Annotated in this window: 15 protein-coding genes and 1 tRNA gene; 4 read left to right on the top strand and 12 right to left on the bottom strand. The window is 45.7% G+C overall.

What is annotated here, in order from left to right:
• Nucleotides 1-5: 5 nt before the first annotated feature.
• The 7 genes from AACQ93_RS19505 to AACQ93_RS19475 form a co-directional block, all read right to left on the bottom strand.
• The gene (locus tag AACQ93_RS19505) at nucleotides 6-959 is read right to left on the bottom strand and encodes a respiratory chain complex I subunit 1 family protein (RefSeq protein WP_064607956.1); all 954 of its coding nucleotides are present in this window, start codon (nucleotides 957-959) and stop codon (nucleotides 6-8) included.
• Complete coding sequence (gene hyfB / locus AACQ93_RS19500; protein ID WP_064607954.1) at nucleotides 959-2,905, bottom strand: hydrogenase 4 subunit B; 1,947 nt, start codon at nucleotides 2,903-2,905, stop codon at nucleotides 959-961. The genes AACQ93_RS19505 and hyfB overlap by 1 nt, the downstream gene beginning before the upstream one ends.
• 4 nt (nucleotides 2,906-2,909) lie before the next feature.
• The gene (locus AACQ93_RS19495) at nucleotides 2,910-3,515 is read right to left on the bottom strand and encodes a 4Fe-4S dicluster domain-containing protein (protein WP_064607952.1); all 606 of its coding nucleotides are present in this window, start codon (nucleotides 3,513-3,515) and stop codon (nucleotides 2,910-2,912) included.
• A 248-nt stretch (nucleotides 3,516-3,763) separates the two neighbouring features.
• Nucleotides 3,764-5,593, bottom strand: a complete 1,830-nt coding sequence (gene selB, locus AACQ93_RS19490; RefSeq protein ID WP_064607950.1) for a selenocysteine-specific translation elongation factor — start codon at nucleotides 5,591-5,593, stop codon at nucleotides 3,764-3,766.
• On the bottom strand, nucleotides 5,577-6,998 hold the full coding sequence (gene selA, locus AACQ93_RS19485) for an L-seryl-tRNA(Sec) selenium transferase (RefSeq protein ID WP_064607948.1): 1,422 nt from the start codon (nucleotides 6,996-6,998) through the stop codon (nucleotides 5,577-5,579). Before selA ends, selB begins: the two co-directional genes overlap by 17 nt.
• 109 nt (nucleotides 6,999-7,107) lie before the next feature.
• Nucleotides 7,108-7,199: transfer RNA gene (locus AACQ93_RS19480), tRNA-Sec, on the bottom strand.
• Between the two features lie 229 nt (nucleotides 7,200-7,428).
• Entirely contained in the window at nucleotides 7,429-7,890 is a 462-nt protein-coding gene (locus AACQ93_RS19475) for a TetR family transcriptional regulator (protein WP_007469716.1), read from the bottom strand.
• A gap of 624 nt (nucleotides 7,891-8,514) precedes the next feature.
• Between AACQ93_RS19475 and AACQ93_RS19470 the strand changes: the two genes are divergently transcribed.
• Nucleotides 8,515-10,161: an AMP-binding protein gene (locus AACQ93_RS19470; RefSeq protein ID WP_198160272.1), complete on the top strand. Its 1,647-nt coding sequence runs from the start codon at nucleotides 8,515-8,517 to the stop codon at nucleotides 10,159-10,161.
• Between the two features lie 81 nt (nucleotides 10,162-10,242).
• Here AACQ93_RS19470 and AACQ93_RS19465 read toward each other — a convergent pair whose 3' ends face one another.
• The gene (locus AACQ93_RS19465; RefSeq protein ID WP_157097610.1) at nucleotides 10,243-10,410 is read right to left on the bottom strand and encodes a hypothetical protein; all 168 of its coding nucleotides are present in this window, start codon (nucleotides 10,408-10,410) and stop codon (nucleotides 10,243-10,245) included.
• Between the two features lie 41 nt (nucleotides 10,411-10,451).
• On the opposite strand from AACQ93_RS19465, the gene AACQ93_RS19460 reads away from it, so the two are divergent.
• Nucleotides 10,452-11,477 (top strand): YdcF family protein, encoded by a 1,026-nt coding sequence (locus AACQ93_RS19460; RefSeq protein ID WP_064607943.1) that lies wholly within the window; start codon nucleotides 10,452-10,454, stop codon nucleotides 11,475-11,477.
• Here AACQ93_RS19460 and AACQ93_RS19455 read toward each other — a convergent pair.
• Both AACQ93_RS19455 and AACQ93_RS19450 read right to left on the bottom strand, forming a co-directional pair.
• The gene (locus tag AACQ93_RS19455; RefSeq protein ID WP_064607941.1) at nucleotides 11,464-12,795 is read right to left on the bottom strand and encodes an ATP-binding protein; all 1,332 of its coding nucleotides are present in this window, start codon (nucleotides 12,793-12,795) and stop codon (nucleotides 11,464-11,466) included. The genes AACQ93_RS19460 and AACQ93_RS19455 overlap by 14 nt on opposite strands.
• On the bottom strand, nucleotides 12,788-13,486 hold the full coding sequence (locus AACQ93_RS19450; protein WP_064607938.1) for a response regulator transcription factor: 699 nt from the start codon (nucleotides 13,484-13,486) through the stop codon (nucleotides 12,788-12,790). Before AACQ93_RS19450 ends, AACQ93_RS19455 begins: the two co-directional genes overlap by 8 nt.
• A 497-nt stretch (nucleotides 13,487-13,983) precedes the next feature.
• On the opposite strand from AACQ93_RS19450, the gene AACQ93_RS19445 reads away from it, so the two are divergent.
• On the top strand, nucleotides 13,984-14,685 hold the full coding sequence (locus AACQ93_RS19445; RefSeq protein WP_064607936.1) for a hypothetical protein: 702 nt from the start codon (nucleotides 13,984-13,986) through the stop codon (nucleotides 14,683-14,685).
• A gap of 111 nt (nucleotides 14,686-14,796) precedes the next feature.
• Here the strand turns inward: AACQ93_RS19445 and AACQ93_RS19440 are convergent, their stop codons facing one another.
• Nucleotides 14,797-14,979 (bottom strand): hypothetical protein, encoded by a 183-nt coding sequence (locus AACQ93_RS19440; protein ID WP_064607934.1) that lies wholly within the window; start codon nucleotides 14,977-14,979, stop codon nucleotides 14,797-14,799.
• Nucleotides 14,972-15,787 (bottom strand): glycine betaine ABC transporter substrate-binding protein, encoded by an 816-nt coding sequence (locus tag AACQ93_RS19435; RefSeq protein WP_064607932.1) that lies wholly within the window; start codon nucleotides 15,785-15,787, stop codon nucleotides 14,972-14,974. Before AACQ93_RS19435 ends, AACQ93_RS19440 begins: the two co-directional genes overlap by 8 nt.
• 263 nt (nucleotides 15,788-16,050) lie before the next feature.
• Here AACQ93_RS19435 and katG point away from each other — a divergent pair, with 263 nt between their 5' ends.
• Nucleotides 16,051-18,261: a catalase/peroxidase HPI gene (gene katG, locus AACQ93_RS19430; protein ID WP_064607930.1), complete on the top strand. Its 2,211-nt coding sequence runs from the start codon at nucleotides 16,051-16,053 to the stop codon at nucleotides 18,259-18,261.
• Nucleotides 18,262-18,467: the final 206 nt, after the last annotated feature.

The raw sequence follows: 18,467 nt of genomic DNA, 5'->3' as shown, positions 1-18,467 counted from the left end.
ACCAATTACCAACCAAGAATAAAAAAGACCAAAGCCAGCACAGCGATTGCTGTAACCGGGAAAACCGTGCGATGCATATTAAGGAAACGAACCCGCGCCATGCTGTTCTCAAGCAAGGCAGCCAGCAGGAACACCACAAAGAGTTTCAACAGCAGAATAATCACGGCCGGAATCAGTGAGATCATGTCCAGCGATGCAGCTTTGCCCCACGGAATGAAAATCGCCAGGAACAACTGAGCAACAACCAACTGCTTCAGACCAAGGCCCAACTTAACCATCGCCAGAGCAGAACCTGAGTATTCCGTCACCGGACCTTCCTGCAATTCCTGCTCAGCTTCAGCACTGTCGAACGGTAACTTGCCCATTTCGACAAATACGGCAAATGCACAGGCAATACCAGCCAACATAATTGTCAGTGGTCGCTGCCATTCCTGGGTCTGCATGCCCTGACTGATGATGCCGAGGTCAGTCGAACCAACAATCAACGCCATCACTAAAATCGACAACATGAAGATCGGTTCTACTAACACACCGAGTGTCAGTTCTCGACTGCTGCCCATCCCGGCGAACATGCTGTTTGAGTCAATCCCAGCAAGAGAGAAGAAGAACCGGAAAATCGCCAGCAGATAGATATCAGTGATCACATCACCTGAAATCGGGAACGGAGAAAACGCCGTTACAGTCGGTAACGCCATTCCGACCAACAACATAGTGATCACCAGCACCCAGGGCATGACCCGGAAAATCGCACCGGAATTTGCCGGCGCTACGGACTGACGACGAAGCAGCTTGTTGATATCCCGATAGTCCTGAAGGATACCGGGGCCTTTACGAGAGTGGATTTTGGCGCGGACAACCCGTGAAAAGCCGGTTGCCAGTGGCGCAAGGAGCAACATCGCAAGCGCCTGGGCAACTGCGAAGGCAATCCAACTACTACTTGGCATTTCAAGTGCAGGCATTAGTTAACTCCTGAGATGAATGGGAAGAAAAGGAGAACAAACAGCACCATCACACCGCAAAGCAAATACACTCGCATGGTGTTGTAGTGAACCCCGTCACGGGTACGGTTACCCAGAGGTATCAGAACGAATCGTTCGATCAGAGAAAGCTGTGGACGATTGCGGTATACGAGGCTGAAGAAGTGACGCAACGGCTGAGTAATTGCACCGGCATTGACAGTCATACGCTGCTCATACTGGTAACCACATGCCCACGGGTCGCCAGCATGACGACGACTGCGGCGATGTTTTCCGAACACAAACAGAATCACTGCAGGAATAACAAGCAAGAGAAGCAAGGCAACAGCAATCACCGGAGTAGACAGAATCGCCTGCGAGGTATTTGCCGGGTACAGTGTCGCCCCATTACTGATGTGCAAACTTGCCGCGCCGAGTACCGAAGAAGCTACAGAAGAGATATAAGGAGAGATCCAAGGAGAGCCGACACCCAATACGATACAGAACACCGCCAGCATTGAAGTCGCGACAACCATGCCGACACCAACTTCTGTTGCCTGCTCTGCCCTTTCCGATTTAGGTGCACCGGAAAAACAAATCCCGTAAACCTTAACGAAACACATACAGGCCAAAGCACCAGTCAAAGCCAGCATAATGACAGCAAATGGTCCGGCGATAAGGAAACCTGTCGAGCCGATTTTGCTCATGCTGAACAGCGACTGGTAAATAAACCACTCACTGACAAAACCGTTAAGCGGCGGCAAAGCAGAAATAGCCATGGTGCCGATAAGAAACGCCAACGCGGTATAAGGCATTTTTTTCGCCAGACCGCCCATCAGATCCATATCTTTGCTGTGCATCCTGAACACAATTGAACCTGAGCCCAGACATAGCAACCCTTTAAACACCGCATGGTTCAGCAGGTGATAAAGTGCACCCAGCAAGCCCAACAGCGCCAGCGTCTGATGCTGCGACGCAAGGCCAACCATACACACACCGACCCCAATAAGGATGATGCCGATATTTTCGACCGTGTGATAAGCCAGCAGCCGCTTGATATCGTGCTCTGCCAGCGCATACATCACACCAAACACAGAGGAAAGTGCACCGAAAATCAGCACCAGATAACCCCACCACAACTGGGATGCACCAAGGAAAACGATCCCAACTTTGATAATGCCGTAGATGCCAATTTTGACCATGACGCAAGAAATCAGAGTGGAGCAATGGGACGGTGCAACCGGATAGGCTTTTGGCAGCCATCCATGCAATAAAATACCGCTTGCTTTGATACCAAAGCCCACCAGCGCCAGTAAAAAGGTCAACGTTGCCTGACCAGCCGATAAGCCTGCATCACTGAAGGTCGTCATCTCAACACTGCCAGTGTGCTGATACAAAATGTAGAACGCCGCTATGATCAGGACACTGCCGAGGTGATCCATCAGGAAATACTGCATCCCTGCTTGCTTACTTTTCTGGCTGCCGTCACTAATAACGATAAGGAACGATGCCAGCGAGATCAGCTCCATAAACAGCGTGAAATAGAGGGCACTGCCGGATACCACCAACGCGACCATGGCAATTGCAAATACATTAAACAGCGCACTGATATACCAGGCCCCCTTGCCAAGGTACTCTTCCAGGTAATTAATGGAGAACAGCGCCGAAGCCAATACCACAACAGAAATCACCAGCACCATCAGCGCAGCTAATCCATCCATCGCGACAATAAAATCCCCCGTTGGCAGAGAGAAAGAAGCAACTGACTTTGCAACAGGATCAGCGGAAATTGCCATAACCGCAGATATAACGCCAAACAGCCCGCCAAGGGCAGTCAGCACACCGGACAAACGAATTGCCCTGTCTTCATTCGAGCTGCCAAGTAACGAAATTACGCAGGCAAACAGGTAAAGTCCTATGGAAAAAGTTAATAAAACTAAGGGATTCATCAGGCTATAGCTCCACGGTAATACTCTGGGCAACATTCGCCGCCTCTTCCCGCTTTCTTTCCCGGGCTTTAATGATCTTGTCTTCATCGACAACCATCAGCGCCTGAGTCGGGCAGACTTCAACACAAGCCGGACCTTGTTCGCGGAAACCACATAAGTCGCATTTCACAGCAATACTTTTTACGCCCGGTTCCCAGGCGAGAATGTCCTGGCCAAAAACACCGGGCACAGAGGTTGAAGGGTTACTTGAACGAGTCGTTGAGGGAATAAAAGTGTCATAACTGTTGGCCATCGCCACCGGGCGACTGCCATCAAATGCAATCGCTCCAAAGGGACAGGCAACTGCACAAAGCGTACAGCCGACACACAGGGTTTCATTGATATAAACCCGATCATCCTCTTTAGTGATCGCCTGAACAGGACAAACTCTTGCACAGGGTGCATCTTCACAATGCCTGCACATCACAGGCGCTGTCGCATCCTTATGCTTGATCACAGTCAGCCGAGGATGACTCTGCACCCCCACTTTCTTGTGCTCTGTAGAACATGCCGCCATGCAGGTTCCACAGCCGATACACTTCTGGGGATCGGCAATAACAAAGCGTTTCATGGCATTCCTGGTTAATTACAAAACCCAGCCATAGCAAGGTACATGCCAGCATTTAAACCATTTAAATTCAAGAACTTAAAACCAAAACACCTCAGGTTTATATTATTCTCGTGTCATCAACTGTCAGATTTCGACACTATTGTCGACGCCCTGAAAGATAACTCTGGAAATTTCTGGGCATAAAAAAACGGCAGACACATAATGTGACTGCCGTTTTCAGCTAAAACACTGTAGTTAAGACTTCTCGCTTATGACCAAGGCTTAACAATGATCCTTTCATCGCCGTCACGCCTTACCCAGCCATCTTTCTCCATCCGGTTGGCCAGTGGGATAGCATATTTCCGACTTAGACCGGTATTGTCTTTAATGTCTGCCATTGAGATGCGATCCTGCGTCTTATGCTCTGATATCACGGCTTTCACCATCTCGGTATACAACACCATATCGTAATAAATCGTTTCATTAAGCGCGGTAATTAGCTTCTGGTGTGCCAACTGGCGCAACCATTTCTTTCCGCCCGAAAGCGTCACTTTGTTCAGCTCCAAACCATCCTTTCCATAGTGGCGGATCTGCGCAAGTAATTCCTGGGCTTCCGACGGTAATTCATCCTCACTCATCCCCTGTCCCGGATACCATTTACCATGGCTCAGGTGTACCTTATCCTGTCGTTTCATCGCTTGCATGATGACGGCAACCGCTTCATTCTCTATCCGCAAACGGGTACTGATTTCACCGTCACCCATTGCCCCAAACTCTACCAGCAGGTTATGAATCGCCGCTTCATTCTTCTCCAGCCATTCCGGTTCAAACATAAATGGGGCTAAGTGAACACCATCAAAGCCAGAGGCAATACCCATTTTCGCAGCATCGAAATACCCTCTGACATTCAGCAAAAGCCGGAATTCATCATCAAATTTCAATGTCGCAGGCAATTGCGCCAGTCCGTTATATATCGCCCGCTTCTGAAAGGAAGGAATGAATGCCTGCCAGACGACTTCCGCACCATGAAGAAGCCGGCTCCCCCCTTTTACAATCACCGCCAGACGCTGGCCAAACTGCAACGGTACAGCCTGTTTAAATACCAACCTTGCGAGCTGAGTTTCAGGGATATAACAAATTCTGGCGACACCATGCCAGGTTCCCACAGCCACCTCGACTTCACGCTGTTTTCTGACGATTACTGAAGAATCAAATGATCCTAGCCGAACGATGCATTGTTCACATAACGTCACAGCCCGATTCATTCCGACCAGCAACCCTCCTCGACCAATATCCTTGCGGTTTAGCCCTTTAACATTCAGCGCAACCCGGCAAGTGGAGTTAACGGAGTCCAATTGACGGTGATAGGCCTGAATCGAGCGAACCATGCCAACCTGACCGGACGGATAACAACGCACTTTGTCACCAACCGCAATCTTCCCCTGCGCCAGAGTTCCGGTGACTACAGTTCCGATACCATTAACCACAAAAGCACGGTCGACATAAAGCTGAGGGTCATGCTCTGCCGGAGCCTCTTCATCCATATCTGCTACAGCCGGCATGACAGTTCGAGCCACTGATTCAATGATTGTCTGACGCAAGACGGGAATATTCTCTCCGCTCATGGCAGAGACGGAAACCAACTCAGGGATCAAGCCAGTCATGTCCATCACCATCTCCAGTGCCAACTCTTCGGTTTCCGCCAGTTGCTGCGAAGAAACCTTATCGCACTTGTTTATGCACAGGATGATCTCTTTGAGCCCCATGGCATGGGCAACTTCAAGGTGGGACGTGGTCATCGGCATCCAGCCCTCATCGGCTGCGACTACCAAAATCAAAGTATTTAAATGCCAAACCCCGGCAACCATATTACGGAGGTAACGTTCATGCCCCGGCACATCAACAACACCTATGGTGTTGCCTGCATCGTCATTAAAGTAAGCAAAACCTAAATCCTGAGTCATCCCCAATGCTTGTTCATGAGGACGAGCGGTAACAATACCTGTCAGTGCTTCGATAAGCGCCGTCTTACCGTGATCTACATGGCCGGCCACGCCGACAACGGCCTGATACGTCACATTCTTACTTTGTGTCAGCATCACAGCCTCCGGCCTTAGCATCTGCTTCAGATTGTCCTTTTTCTTTAACCAGAGATTGCAAATAATTGCCCATCTGAGCTTTAAATAACGGCAGGTCTTCTTCTAGTAAAGTCGCCAGATTCAGCATCAATTTATCACCATGGAGATAACCGATAATCGGAGTCGGCATCGACCTGAGAGCATCAAGGTGACGCTGAGCTTTCCCCGGCAGCGACAACGCAAGTCCATAGCAATCATAAGTTTCAGACGGAATCGAACCACCGCCGACCTGCATCTGCAAAGGAACAGCTTTAGCCCAGGGTTGCCACTGGGTCATTAAATCAACAGCCCGGTCAGCAGTTGTCCCGCACCGATTCAGGGTATGTTGCGCCACACCCTCCCCGGATGCTTCACGATTAAGCTTACGAACCAGCATTTCTTCCAACAATGACAATACAATTCGTCCGGGACGAAAAGCCCTCATCATCGGATTTTTAGCCAGAATCTGTGTCAGTGATTGCTTACCAGCAATAATCCCGGCTTGTGGACCACCAAGAATTTTGTCGCCGGAGAAACAGACTAGATCGGCTCCCAACTGCAGATAACGGGAAAGCGGAGTTTCACTGTCGGCATATTGCTCAGAAGACAAGCCCGAGCCCTGATCCACCACCAAACGAACATGTTCAGGTAGGCGCCTGGCAACATCCTCAATGTCCGGTGATTCGGTAAATCCCTGAATAGAAAAATTAGACTGATGTACCATCAGTACCAGAGCCGTATTTTCGGTAATCGCATTAATATAATCGTCACTGGTGGTGATATTTGTCGTTCCAACTTCCACCAGCTTGCAACCGGACATCAGCAGAATATCCGGGATCCGGAAACCACCGCCGATCTGTACCTGCTCACCACGGGACACAATCACTTCCTTACCCGATGCCAACGCTTGCAGAACCAGATAAACAGAAGCGGCATTGTTATTAACCACAACACAGCCTTCTGCCCCTATCCAGTTTGTAACCAAAGCAGGCAACAGGCCATTACGACCACCACGCTTTCCGGTACTCAGCTCCAGCTCTAAATTGCTGTAACCGGTATTGACCCGCCGGACACTATCCCATAAGTCCGTCGATAGTGGAGAGCGACCAAGATTGGTATGCACCGCAATTCCGGTAGCATTAATAACCCTTGTCTGACGTTGCTGCCTGTATTGCTCGCAAAGCTGAGTAATGTCTTTTATGACATTCACGCCCTCAACACCTTTTTGTTTAAAAGCATCGGATTGACGGATTACCGCTAATTGATTACGAATAATATTTGTCACCACCGGACGGCTGACTGACTTAATGTATTTCTCTAAGGAGGGATGCTGTAAAAGCTGCTCTACCTGGGGTAGACGGTAGTTAATTGCAGATGTAACGGCCACGAGCGCATTCCTTGAACTAATTCCAGAACTGATTCCAGGTTTCACAGCAGCTATGTACTTTTTTAATCCACAGCTCTGTGCTGAAAATGCCATTAACGCGCGTTTGAAATGGCGGAAGAGGCAGGAATCGAACCTGCCAGAGCCTATTCAGCTCACATCGGTTTTGAAGACCGGGAGGGCCACCAGACCCCATCTCATTCCGAAAACGTGGTGCATATTATGCGAAAGATATGCGGATTATATTGATATAAATCATTTTGTCATACAAATTAAAATTCCATTTATGATCAATTGATTACATATATGGCGTTTCCAACCTCAAAAGTCAGATAGCGAACAATGAACTTATGTGAAAAATACGCATAAAAAAACAGCTTCGAATGAAGCTGTTTTTGAATAACCCTTGTACAGAAAAGCAACTGAAAGCAGTTTATCTAACCATGCTAATCAGCGATTTGCCCAGCAACCACTCAAGCTCTTTGTCGCTGCCATCGCCAAAACGTTCCTGACAAAGTGCGTACAAACGCTCAATACCACGCTTAGCGAATTCATCGGTTTCTTCAGCAGAAGCGATATGGTGGAACAACAGGCGCAGTGTTGCACGGAATTTATCGTCATCCAGTGCCGCCAGCCAGCTTTTTACAAAGCCGTCCATACCATTTTCTAAATCCAGCTTATCAACGAACAGGCGGAAAATCCGTCCGTCTAAAGCATTGGCAAAATCTTTCTTCTTAGGGAAGTGATGACTGATGCCAGTTCGCGAAATACCTGTCTGCTTGCTTAATGTTGTGTATGACATCTTGTCATAACCCAGCGTCAGGATCTGATCTACTACAGCATCCATGATCTTCTGGATAGTAATCTCTGTATCTTCTTTACTACGCTTTGGCATAATGAGTTGACTCTTTATACTTTTTATTACATCAACAAAAAACCATCGAAAATCTATCCGATGGAATATCTCAAGTTATGGTTATCCGTTGTGATACGAGCAGCATTACAAAATGCTGTCCTGTTAACTAGTATTCTTGCTGATTTTTTCTGTTTTTCAAACCATAACATGAAAAACCTGAATACCTATGCGAAAAATTATAAAAATGACTATAAATTCAGGCAAATAGCGCACAAACATCAAATTATTAATAACCTCGATGCATAACAAATAACAAATCAAACTCATCCAATTTCATAATAAAAACACTGAAACATATACGCTTTTAAACTAATTCATCAAAAATTAATCCCTTCACAAGCACTTCCCTGACCTTTGTAAAATCAAACACTTGTTTAGAACAAAGAAACAAAAACTTAACACAAAGCCAAAAAAATTTGACTTTGGTCACTATTTTTTCATACTTGGTTTCAGGAGTTTTATGAAAAACAGATACTTGACTGCGAAACCACGACAGCACTAAATTAACAAGGTAGTAACATAAACAAGGACGGATTTATGACTTTACCTCTGCCCACGGAACGCGTACGAGACACAATGATGAGCCAGCCACTCCCAAATGAAATGATTCTGAAATGGGCAGAAGAACGCCCAGATGATGTTTATCTGCGTCAAATCATTAACCGACAGTTTGTTGATTTTACTTATGCTCAGGTAGCCGATAAGGCACTGCGCCTTGTAAGTGCACTACGCAGTATGGGTGTTGAACCCGGAGATCGCGTCGCACTTATGTCTAAAAACTGTGCAGAATGGTTCATTACCGATCTCGCATTAATGCTGGGCAGCTATATCAGCGTGCCAATCTTCCCGACAGCTGGTCCGGAAACCATCGAGCACTGTGTTACTCACAGTGAGTCGAAAGTGCTGTTGATTGGTAAACTGGATGACAGTAAAGCCGTCAATTCAGTCCTGGAAAATCATCAGGACTTACCGACGATTTCGTTCCCATATTCAAGTGCTCCACCTTGTAAATACGAGTTCAATACCCTGCTTTCACAGCATGAACCGTTCAAGGATTACCCACAGCATAAGCCTGAAGATCTGATGTCGATTGTTTACACATCCGGTACTTCCGGGTTACCTAAAGGAGCCATGCTGACCTATGGTGCTTTTGCCTGGACAACTCAGCGTCTGATTGACCATATTGGCATGCAGGATGATGAGCGTCTGTTCTCCTACCTGCCACTGGCTCACATCACTGAACGAGTTTATATCTTCGGTTCATCTGTCATGGCTGGTATGCAGGTGGCTTTCCCTGAGTCTCTCGATACCTTTATTGACGATGTGAAGATGCACCGCCCGACGCTGTTTATCTCGGTTCCTCGCCTATGGACCCTGTTCCAACAGCGAATCCTGGAAAAGCTGCCACAAGGCAAACTAAACATTCTTCTGAAAATCCCGTTCATCTCAGGTGTTATCAAGCGCAAACTTGCCGACGGACTGGGATTGAACAAAGCACGCGTACTGGGTTGTGGTTCGGCACCGGTATCCGCTGCCCTGCTGCGCTGGTATGAAAGTATCGGCCTGCATATCACTGAAGCTTGGGGGATGACTGAGTCTTTCGCCTACAGCACCATTAACCATCCGTTCCGCAGTGAAAAAATTGGTACGGTAGGTAATGCCGGACCTGGTATTGAGATTAAGATTGCTGACGATGAAGAAATTCTGGTTCGCTGTGCCGGTCTGTTCTCCGGTTATTACAAAAACGAAGAGGCATCCAAAGAGTGTCTGGACGATGATGGATGGTTGCACACTGGTGATATCGGCTTCCTGGATGATGAAGGCTACCTCACTATCCAGGGGCGTAAGAACGATACCTTCAAAACGGCCAAAGGTAAGTTTGTCGCACCGGTTCCGATTGAAAAACGCCTGTTCGAGCTGAGTAATATCGAAATGATGTGTGTTGTCGGTTCAGGTATGCCGGGGCCTATTCTTCTGGCGGTACCACATGAGTTCCCTGACTTTGACTATGAACGTTATGAGCGCAAAATCACTGATATCATCAATACCATTAACGTAGAGGTAGAGTCTCACGCCAGGATCAAAGGTGTGTTGATGATTGAGGATCCATGGAGCATTGAGAACAACTTGCTGACCCCAACCCTGAAAATCAAACGTCATCTTTTGGAAAAGAAATACCACGATATCGGCGCTAACTGGCCGAAAGACAAGCTGATTCTCTGGGAAAAAGACTTACCGAAGAAAAGCTGATTCGGTAAAAGAATCATAAACAAGCACCACTCAAAAAGCCGCCTGAAAATTCAGGCGGCTTCTTTTTATATCGGTTTTATTCTATTTGTTCTTTTTCTTAGTAAGTTCTTCGTAACTAATCAACGAAACAATAACGCCTTCAGAATCAGAAACGGCACACATCCAACACAAGCATTCAGCCATACCTAGTTTCTGACCTTTGCCCCATGAGCGGATATATTTGATTTCATATACATACTGTAGCATCATCCTGAACTCTACAGATTTCGTACTAATTAGGAGCATCTGCGATGGTTACGGATAACCTGCAACATGCACTTTCTGCCTACAATAGTCCAAATAGGGATCAGTATCCGCTGGACGGTAAAACAGTCAGCAATCTGGATGCGGTCGAGCACTTCTTGCGACAGGCAATAACGCAATTACCCGATCATTTCGGCTTGCCTCTGACCATAGCCAACATGGAAACATTTCGAGGAAATATCCCGGCTGCACTTCAGGTTTTTCAACAGTGTTTCAGATCAACGACTGACGATAATGACAAAATCATTGCGCTTACCTACTTAGCTGTATGGCACCACTACAGCCAAGCTATGAATGACGACATAGCTCAAAGAAATGAAAGCATTGCGCTATTAAAGAAATTCAATGAAAAACAAGCGCGCGAAGTCGAAAACCTTCTTCATAGCATAGATGCCATTATGGCAACTCCGCTCTGTATTAACCCGAACAAAAACTGCGGATATTTCAAATCTTTGCGAGGTAACTATGTACGAGGTAGCTATACACGAAATAACCATGCAATTGTTATTATGGGGTACATATTGAATGAGGATGGTTCAATGGCAGACAGGCTAGTTCAACGTCTTAAAGTCGCTATAAAGCTTGCCCGACTGTTGCCTGACAGTCAGCTGATAGTAACAGGCGGACTGGCTAAAAAAGGAACCACTGAATCCCAGCAGATGCTTCAATGGCTGGCTAATAATGGGATTAATAGCGATCGAATTATTGAGGAAAGTAAGGCCATTAACACCATTGAGAACGCCCGTTTCAGCCTTGATATTTTACATGACAAAAAGGTTTCTAACGCAACGATTATCAGCGGTTCAAATCACGTCCACCGCTCACAAATTCTGTTTGAAATCCTGCAATCAAAAACAGACAGACCATCACTAAAGTTCAACCATTGTGCAGTTAATGACGGACTGATGACTACGTTATTTCCAACTGATCAAACCAAACTCTTTTGCTACATTGATGCCCTTCGGGCCTTCGGACTGCCGGCGTTTAACTGTGAACCATTTATACAGGTTTAGGTATAGACACAGTAAAACGCGCACCACCATACTGACTGTCAGAGACGTCAATCGTCCAACTCTGCAAACCCGCAGCGCTTCCGGCTATCGCTAACCCAAGCCCAAAACCACCGGTACTTGCAGTTCGGCTTTTATCCAGACGAGAAAATGCATAAAAGATCTCATCATATTTATCTTCAGGGATCCCTGGCCCGTCATCTTCAACATCAATCTGCCATTGCTCACCATTATCAGACAGGTTCACCCATACCTGCTCAACCGCATACTTGTCGGCATTTTTAACTAAGTTGTCGATAACCAATCTTGCTAACGTACGATCAAACAATGCACGCTTTGAGTCAGCCAAAGCTGAATTAAATCTTCCTTTTTCTGGCGCCATTGCTGCCAAGCGTTTATGGAAAAATCTCTCAATATCGACAGATTCTCTGTTCAATAACTCCTGAGGGTTATTTTCCGGAGCTAACCGGTAAAGAGTGATAATGTCGGATGCTAAGCCATTAACATCGTCGATATAACCATCAATATCATCGAACAATGGTTGCTCTTCTTTCCTTGCGTTAAGCCTGGCCAGATCTGACGCCAACTGAATACGACTTAAAGGAGTGCGAATTTCATGAGGAATTGCGTGGGCAAAGATCTGACTTTGTTGTACACGAGTTTCGATATCACTCGCCATATCATTGAAGCTCCTTGCCAGAGAGGCTACCGGCTCAGGTATATTCGTTTGTGCCCTTACCTGCAACTTGCCCTGACCAAACTCCACCTGAGTATGCTGTAGAGTCTTTATCTGGCCCTGTAATTTCCGTAATAAAATATAAACAGGCAAAGACAGAGACAAACATACAAAGAGTACTAACCCCATTAAAAACAGATTTTCAGTATGTTGATACCATTCGACTTCTGGACTGAAAAAGTCCCGGTTCTCACTGAATACAAACAACTGACCACTATCAGGAAGCGGAAAAACGGTAACGTAGAGTTGTCCGTCTTTCAAATAAACCGGTGAAGAATCTATTTCATATAAAAATTCACATTCATCACAGGAAAAAGCTTCTACGGTGCTTTTCTCTAATGAAAGATCGAAAATATAAAATTTTTGTTTATTACTTGTTGTTAACTCTTTATACAAAGAATCTGGGTTTTCATACTGTTCCAGATACTGTTTAAAAAAGTAACGACCGTCATTGAGAAATATACTCGCTTCAGTTCTGCGCATATAACCATCACCTAAAGTGATAAAGCTATAAAGCGCTAAAATAAGCGCAGCAATAATCCCAGCATATAACCGAAGAAACATTGACGATCCAAATTTACGCATCAGAAAGCATATAACCTTTATTTCGGATTGTTCTGACCACCGCCGTATTAACATTGTGATTAGCCAATTTTCTTCTTAAGCCTGAAATCCGCATGTCAATGGAACGGTCATTCACGTTATAGTCAATGCCGCGAATATGCTTACAACACTCTTCACGGGAGACAACTTCACCACTATGTTCAAACAGCAACTGCAGCACTTCATATTCAGATATCGTTAAGTCTAACTGTTTATTCTCAAAAAAAGCCCTTTGGCTAGAGTTATGTAACGATATGCCGAATTTTTCAACAACACCTTCCGGTAACTTAAAATTCTTGGGACGCGCTCGTCTCAGCAGAGCTTCAATCCTCGCCAATAAAATATGCCCACGAACAGGCTTGGTGACATAATCGTCCGCGCCGAGCTTAAATAATGTAACTTCACTCATTTCATCAGCAGAGGCTGTCAGCACTAAAATCATTCCGGTATAAAACTCCCGGGCTCTTCGGCAAATTTCAGCACCATCCAAACCAGGCAACATTAAATCCAGCAGAACAACATCGGGGCTGAACTCTTTTATACCATCAAGTGCAACATCTCCACCGTCAATGACCTTTGTTTCATAACCTTCTGTTTCAAGATACATCTTTGTCAGGCGAGCTATCTCACTATCATCTTCGATAATGAGTATTTTATTTTCCGACTCAATCATATTTATTTTTCTTTGATAAGAGACTATCTATAAATCGAGTCAATATTAACTCATCACCTTCAAAATGGGTAATTTAGATACTATTTTATCAAGCTTATGATTTTCTGATAATAATCTGAAATATGTAATTAAATCCTCACAATACAGTCTGTTTTAACAGCAAATTAACTGCTAACCCTTACACGAGCTTACATACAGAATTTATTATCAGACAAACCATCATATGGAAGTTAATGCCACCATCATGAGTAATTTATTCAAAATAAAACTCAAGTAAAACCCTGATTTCAGCATAAACCACTAAGGCAGTGTAGTTTTTGTTGCTTTTAATCTCGCTTACATTTCTTTATTCACATCAATAGTAAATCAATTGCATTAATGACCTTATTTATCCAACTGATTACGATCCCACAAAACATGGCTACCCGCCTGACTGAACCTGTGTGCCAAACCAACAACACGCAAGCTCAAAATATTAATCAGCTCCGGATATAACAATGAAAAAGACCACAACAGCCCTACTCCTCCTGACCGCTATGTCACTAACTGGCTGCGGCACTGTCGCTATCATGAACAAATCAGATGCAGTTAAAGCTCAACCCGAAATAATGGTAAAAACTGATGGTGATTTTTGGGGACTAGGTAAAGAAGGGACATTCAATATGGCCGGTCAGTACCATGGTCAATATACCCGTAGTGCCTCAAATTCCACCTGGTTCAATACTCTGTCATTCAAAGATGGAGCAATGGGTGCAACCATTACCCGCAATGACAATAATGAAACCTGGAAACTGGTCTGCTCCGGCGGCGGCGTTTCAGTAAATTACATGGGAGTCAGCTTAGGGGGTAACGATCCATATGTTTGCGATATCCACCAGAACGACAAAAAAGTCGGTGAATACCGCATTGAGCCCCAAAACAGCATGATCAACATTGGACTGGCGCAATCTGAAAACGGGTCAGTTCGAATTGGCTCAACCCATTTCAACATTGAAACGGTTCATACTGGCGAAGGGATGATAATGCCAGTAGAAAAAGCCCTCGGTTACAGCTTCAAACGTGGTAATCAGGAAGTTGGCGCAGCTCAGACTAACGGCATGATCACCCTGCAGATGCTGCCGGATCTGTCTGACAACGAAAAAGACTTACTGGCGGTAGCGACCATTGCCAGTGCGTTGAGCTGGCGTCCGGAAGAGTAATCAGCTCAGACGAAAAAACGGTGAAATAGTACCGCCGATAACCAAAGCCATACCAGCGACAACAGGTATGGTATGGCTTAGCTAAACCTGTTAGCAAGGCGGCATATGCTATCAACTCTCTCGATTACAGCTCTCTTCACTGACTTTTTCTCCATGAACCTCTTCATGCTGATAATATAAACTCACAACCGCTTTAATCACTGAACTCGAGAAGATAGCATCGAGATCTGACTGAATATCACACGCAAACTTATCAATCGCATCAAGTATCTGAGATGAAGACAGCTCATTCATTGACCGTTTCCATACTCTGATTTGGATAATAAACTGTATCCAACCAGTTTCTAGTAACCAAATCCAACGCTTCGCCACGCTGGGAAACCAGATAATCCAACTTGGAGATAATTTCATTCGAAAATTGAAGATTATCCAACACATTCAGCTGCGGCTCAGTAAACAGGTGTTTCTTATCTCCTCGTAACAATAGAACCGCTCGATCAACAACACCTAACAAACCTTTAGGTTCACGGATCTCTCTGATCTTATATTGATGGTGCAAAAACTGTGGTTGCCAAAGAGGAACAACTGCCCAATCACCATTATTTACAGCCTGTTCAAAAGCTTGTATACAATCATCCTGTGTGCCCGTAAGAAAACAATACCCAGCCGAATTCAAACCATAAGCATCCATCATCTCGATAGAAAAACGAGTAATACCGGCACCAGGACCAATCCCTTGAATTGTCGGATTCATCTTTGCTTTAACTTCTGGTTTCAACAAATCAGAAACCTGCTCGACGTCTTCAGCCGGTACATAATCTGGCGCACCCCAAAGTGCATATGGCTGATAATGCAACCCTAACTCAATAAGAGGAACAACTTTCTCAACCTGAGCTTTATACTCACCATGGCTTGATGGCAACCAGGCTGAAGTGAGCAAATCAACCTTGCCTTGTTCAAGATGCATGAAGTTTTCCTGGTGCGGTGCATAGTGGCGAGACACTTCAAACCCCATATCAGTTAAGACATGTGCTAGCAAAGAGCCGGTTACCCGATGAAACGATAAATCGGTGACACCCAGAGAAATTTGTTTTTGATTCATGGTTTTTCCTTTTGAATAAATAAGCGCTGACTTGTTGTTCACAACTTTTCTTTAAGTCATACAATACGCCTCTGTTTAAAAAGGAAAAACACGACTTAGCTTTAATGATTTTCAATTAATTTTTGAAAATCGAAGCAACACCGTTATAGAAAAAACCAATCAACACTATTGATAAAACCACCAACCAATCATGACCAACCTGCCTATATTTTCAGGGTAGAACCTGCCGTTACATCCAACAAAAGCATCATGAGGAGTAAGACATGAGCAATGGTAAAGGTACGTCATCAGGCAAATGCCCTGTCATGCATGGTGGTAACACTCGCCTTGGCGGTGGTGGTACCAAAAATATGGATTGGTGGCCTGATCAACTGAACTTAAGAATCCTCCACCAAAACGATAGAAAGTCGAACCCGATGGGTGAAAATTTCAACTATAGGCAAGAATTTAAAAAACTTGATCTAAATGAAGTTAAAAAGGATCTCACACAAGTCATGACTGATTCAAAAGACTGGTGGCCGGCAGATTACGGTCACTACGGCCCTTTGATCATTCGTATGGCATGGCATGCTGCGGGGACTTACCGAACAAGTGACGGGCGTGGTGGCGCCTCTACCGGCAACCAGCGCTTTGCTCCCTTAAACAGTTGGCCGGATAACGCAAACCTCGACAAAGCCCGTCGTCTGCTGTGGCCAGTTAAACAAAAATATGGCGACAAGCTATCCTGGGCCGATTTATTCATTCTTTCCGGCAACGTCGCTCTTGAATCCATGGGCTTTAAAACCTTTGGTTTCGGTGGCGGGCGGGAAGATATCTGGGAGCCAGAAGAAGACGTATATTGGGGAGCTGAAGACGAATGGCTTGGTAGCAACCGTTACAGTGGTGAACGTGAGCTCGATCATCCTCTCGCAGCTGTCCAGATGGGGTTGATTTACGTAAACCCTGAAGGTCCGGATGGCAACCCAGATCCGGTCGCATCGGGTAAAGATATCCGTGAAACTTTCGCCCGAATGGCAATGAACGACTATGAGACTGTTGCATTAACGGCTGGCGGCCACACCTTTGGGAAATGTCACGGAGCAGGTGATGCAGCCCTCGTTGGCCCTGAACCGGAAGCCGCATCGCTGGAAGAAATGGGACTGGGTTGGAAAAGCAGATATGGCAGTGGTAAGGGTCGCGATGCTATTACCAGTGGGCTGGAAGGTGCGTGGACACCGACGCCAACGCAATGGGACAACAGCTATTTTGACATGTTGCTCGGCTATGAGTGGGAACTGACTAAAAGCCCAGCCGGAGCTTACCAGTGGGCACCTAAAAACCTGGCTGAAAACAATCATGCCCCGGATCCGGAAGATGCCTCTAAGCGCGTAGGGCTCATGATGACCACAGCAGATATGTCACTGCGAGAGGATCCGGAATATCGGAAAATCTCCGAGCATTTTCGTGATAACCCAACTGAATTCGCCGACGCTTTTGCCCGGGCATGGTTTAAACTAACCCACCGTGATATGGGACCTAAATCTCGCTATCTCGGTCCCGAAGTACCGTCTGAAGACTTGATATGGCAAGACCCGCTACCATCAGTTGATCATGACCTTGTCGACACTAACGACATCGCTGAATTAAAGAAAACGATTCTGACATCAGGCTTGAGCATTTCTGAATTGGTTTACACCGCCTGGTCTTCAGCATCAACATTCCGTGGTTCTGATCACCGTGGTGGAGCTAACGGTGCTCGCATTCGCCTGATACCTCAAAAAGACTGGGAAGTTAACCAGCCAGCCCAGTTACAGAAAGTTCTCAACACTTATTTAGGCATCCAAAAAGATTTCAACGCATCACAATCTGGCAATAAAGCCGTCTCGCTTGCTGATCTGATTGTACTTGGCGGATCTGCCGCGATAGAAAAAGCAGCTAATGATGCAGGAATTAATATTACAGTTCCTTTTGCGCCGGGACGTACTGATACAACTAACAAGCAAACCGACGCCGACTCGTTCAATGTGCTTGAACCGATTGCAGACGGTTTTCGTAACTACTTGAAAAAGAACTACTCCGTTTCAGCAGAAGAAATGTTGGTTGATCGTGCGCAATTGTTGACGCTAACAGCCCCGGAAATGACGGTACTTGTTGGCGGCATGCGGGTACTGAATGCCAATTTTGGACAGTCAACGCACGGAGTACTGACAGACAATCCGGGTATCCTGACCAATGACTTCTTCGTCAACCTTCTCGACATGGACACTGAATGGAAACCGAGTTCGGAAGATGAACAAGAGTTTGAAGGTCATGATCGCAAAACTGGTAAAGTAAAATGGACCGCAACACGTGTTGACCTGGTATTCGGTTCTAACTCTCAGCTAAGAGCCCTTTCAGAGGTTTATGCCGCTGACGATGGGCAAGAAAAGTTCGTCAACGACTTTGTCAAAGCCTGGGTAAAAGTGATGAATACCGATCGTTTCGATCTGCTCTGAGCCAAATCAGGCTGAATCATCAGGCACTCCGCAATTCGGAGTGCCTTAGTCGGTGTACCTAACAAAGTTAATCATCCCGTGTCGTTAACCACCGAATATGTACCTCGTCTATAAAGCCTTATTTTTCATACTTGAATTTCTTTCATGTTCATTTTGAACAGGTTTCACTTTGATAACGATCACAATATGTTTCAATGAAATCCGCC

Origin of the sequence: Photobacterium sp. J15 (assembly GCF_963870815.1) — a bacterium.
Classification (GTDB): Bacteria; Pseudomonadota; Gammaproteobacteria; order Enterobacterales; family Vibrionaceae; genus Photobacterium; species Photobacterium marinum.
This window is presented reverse-complemented; position numbering and strand designations above follow the sequence as displayed.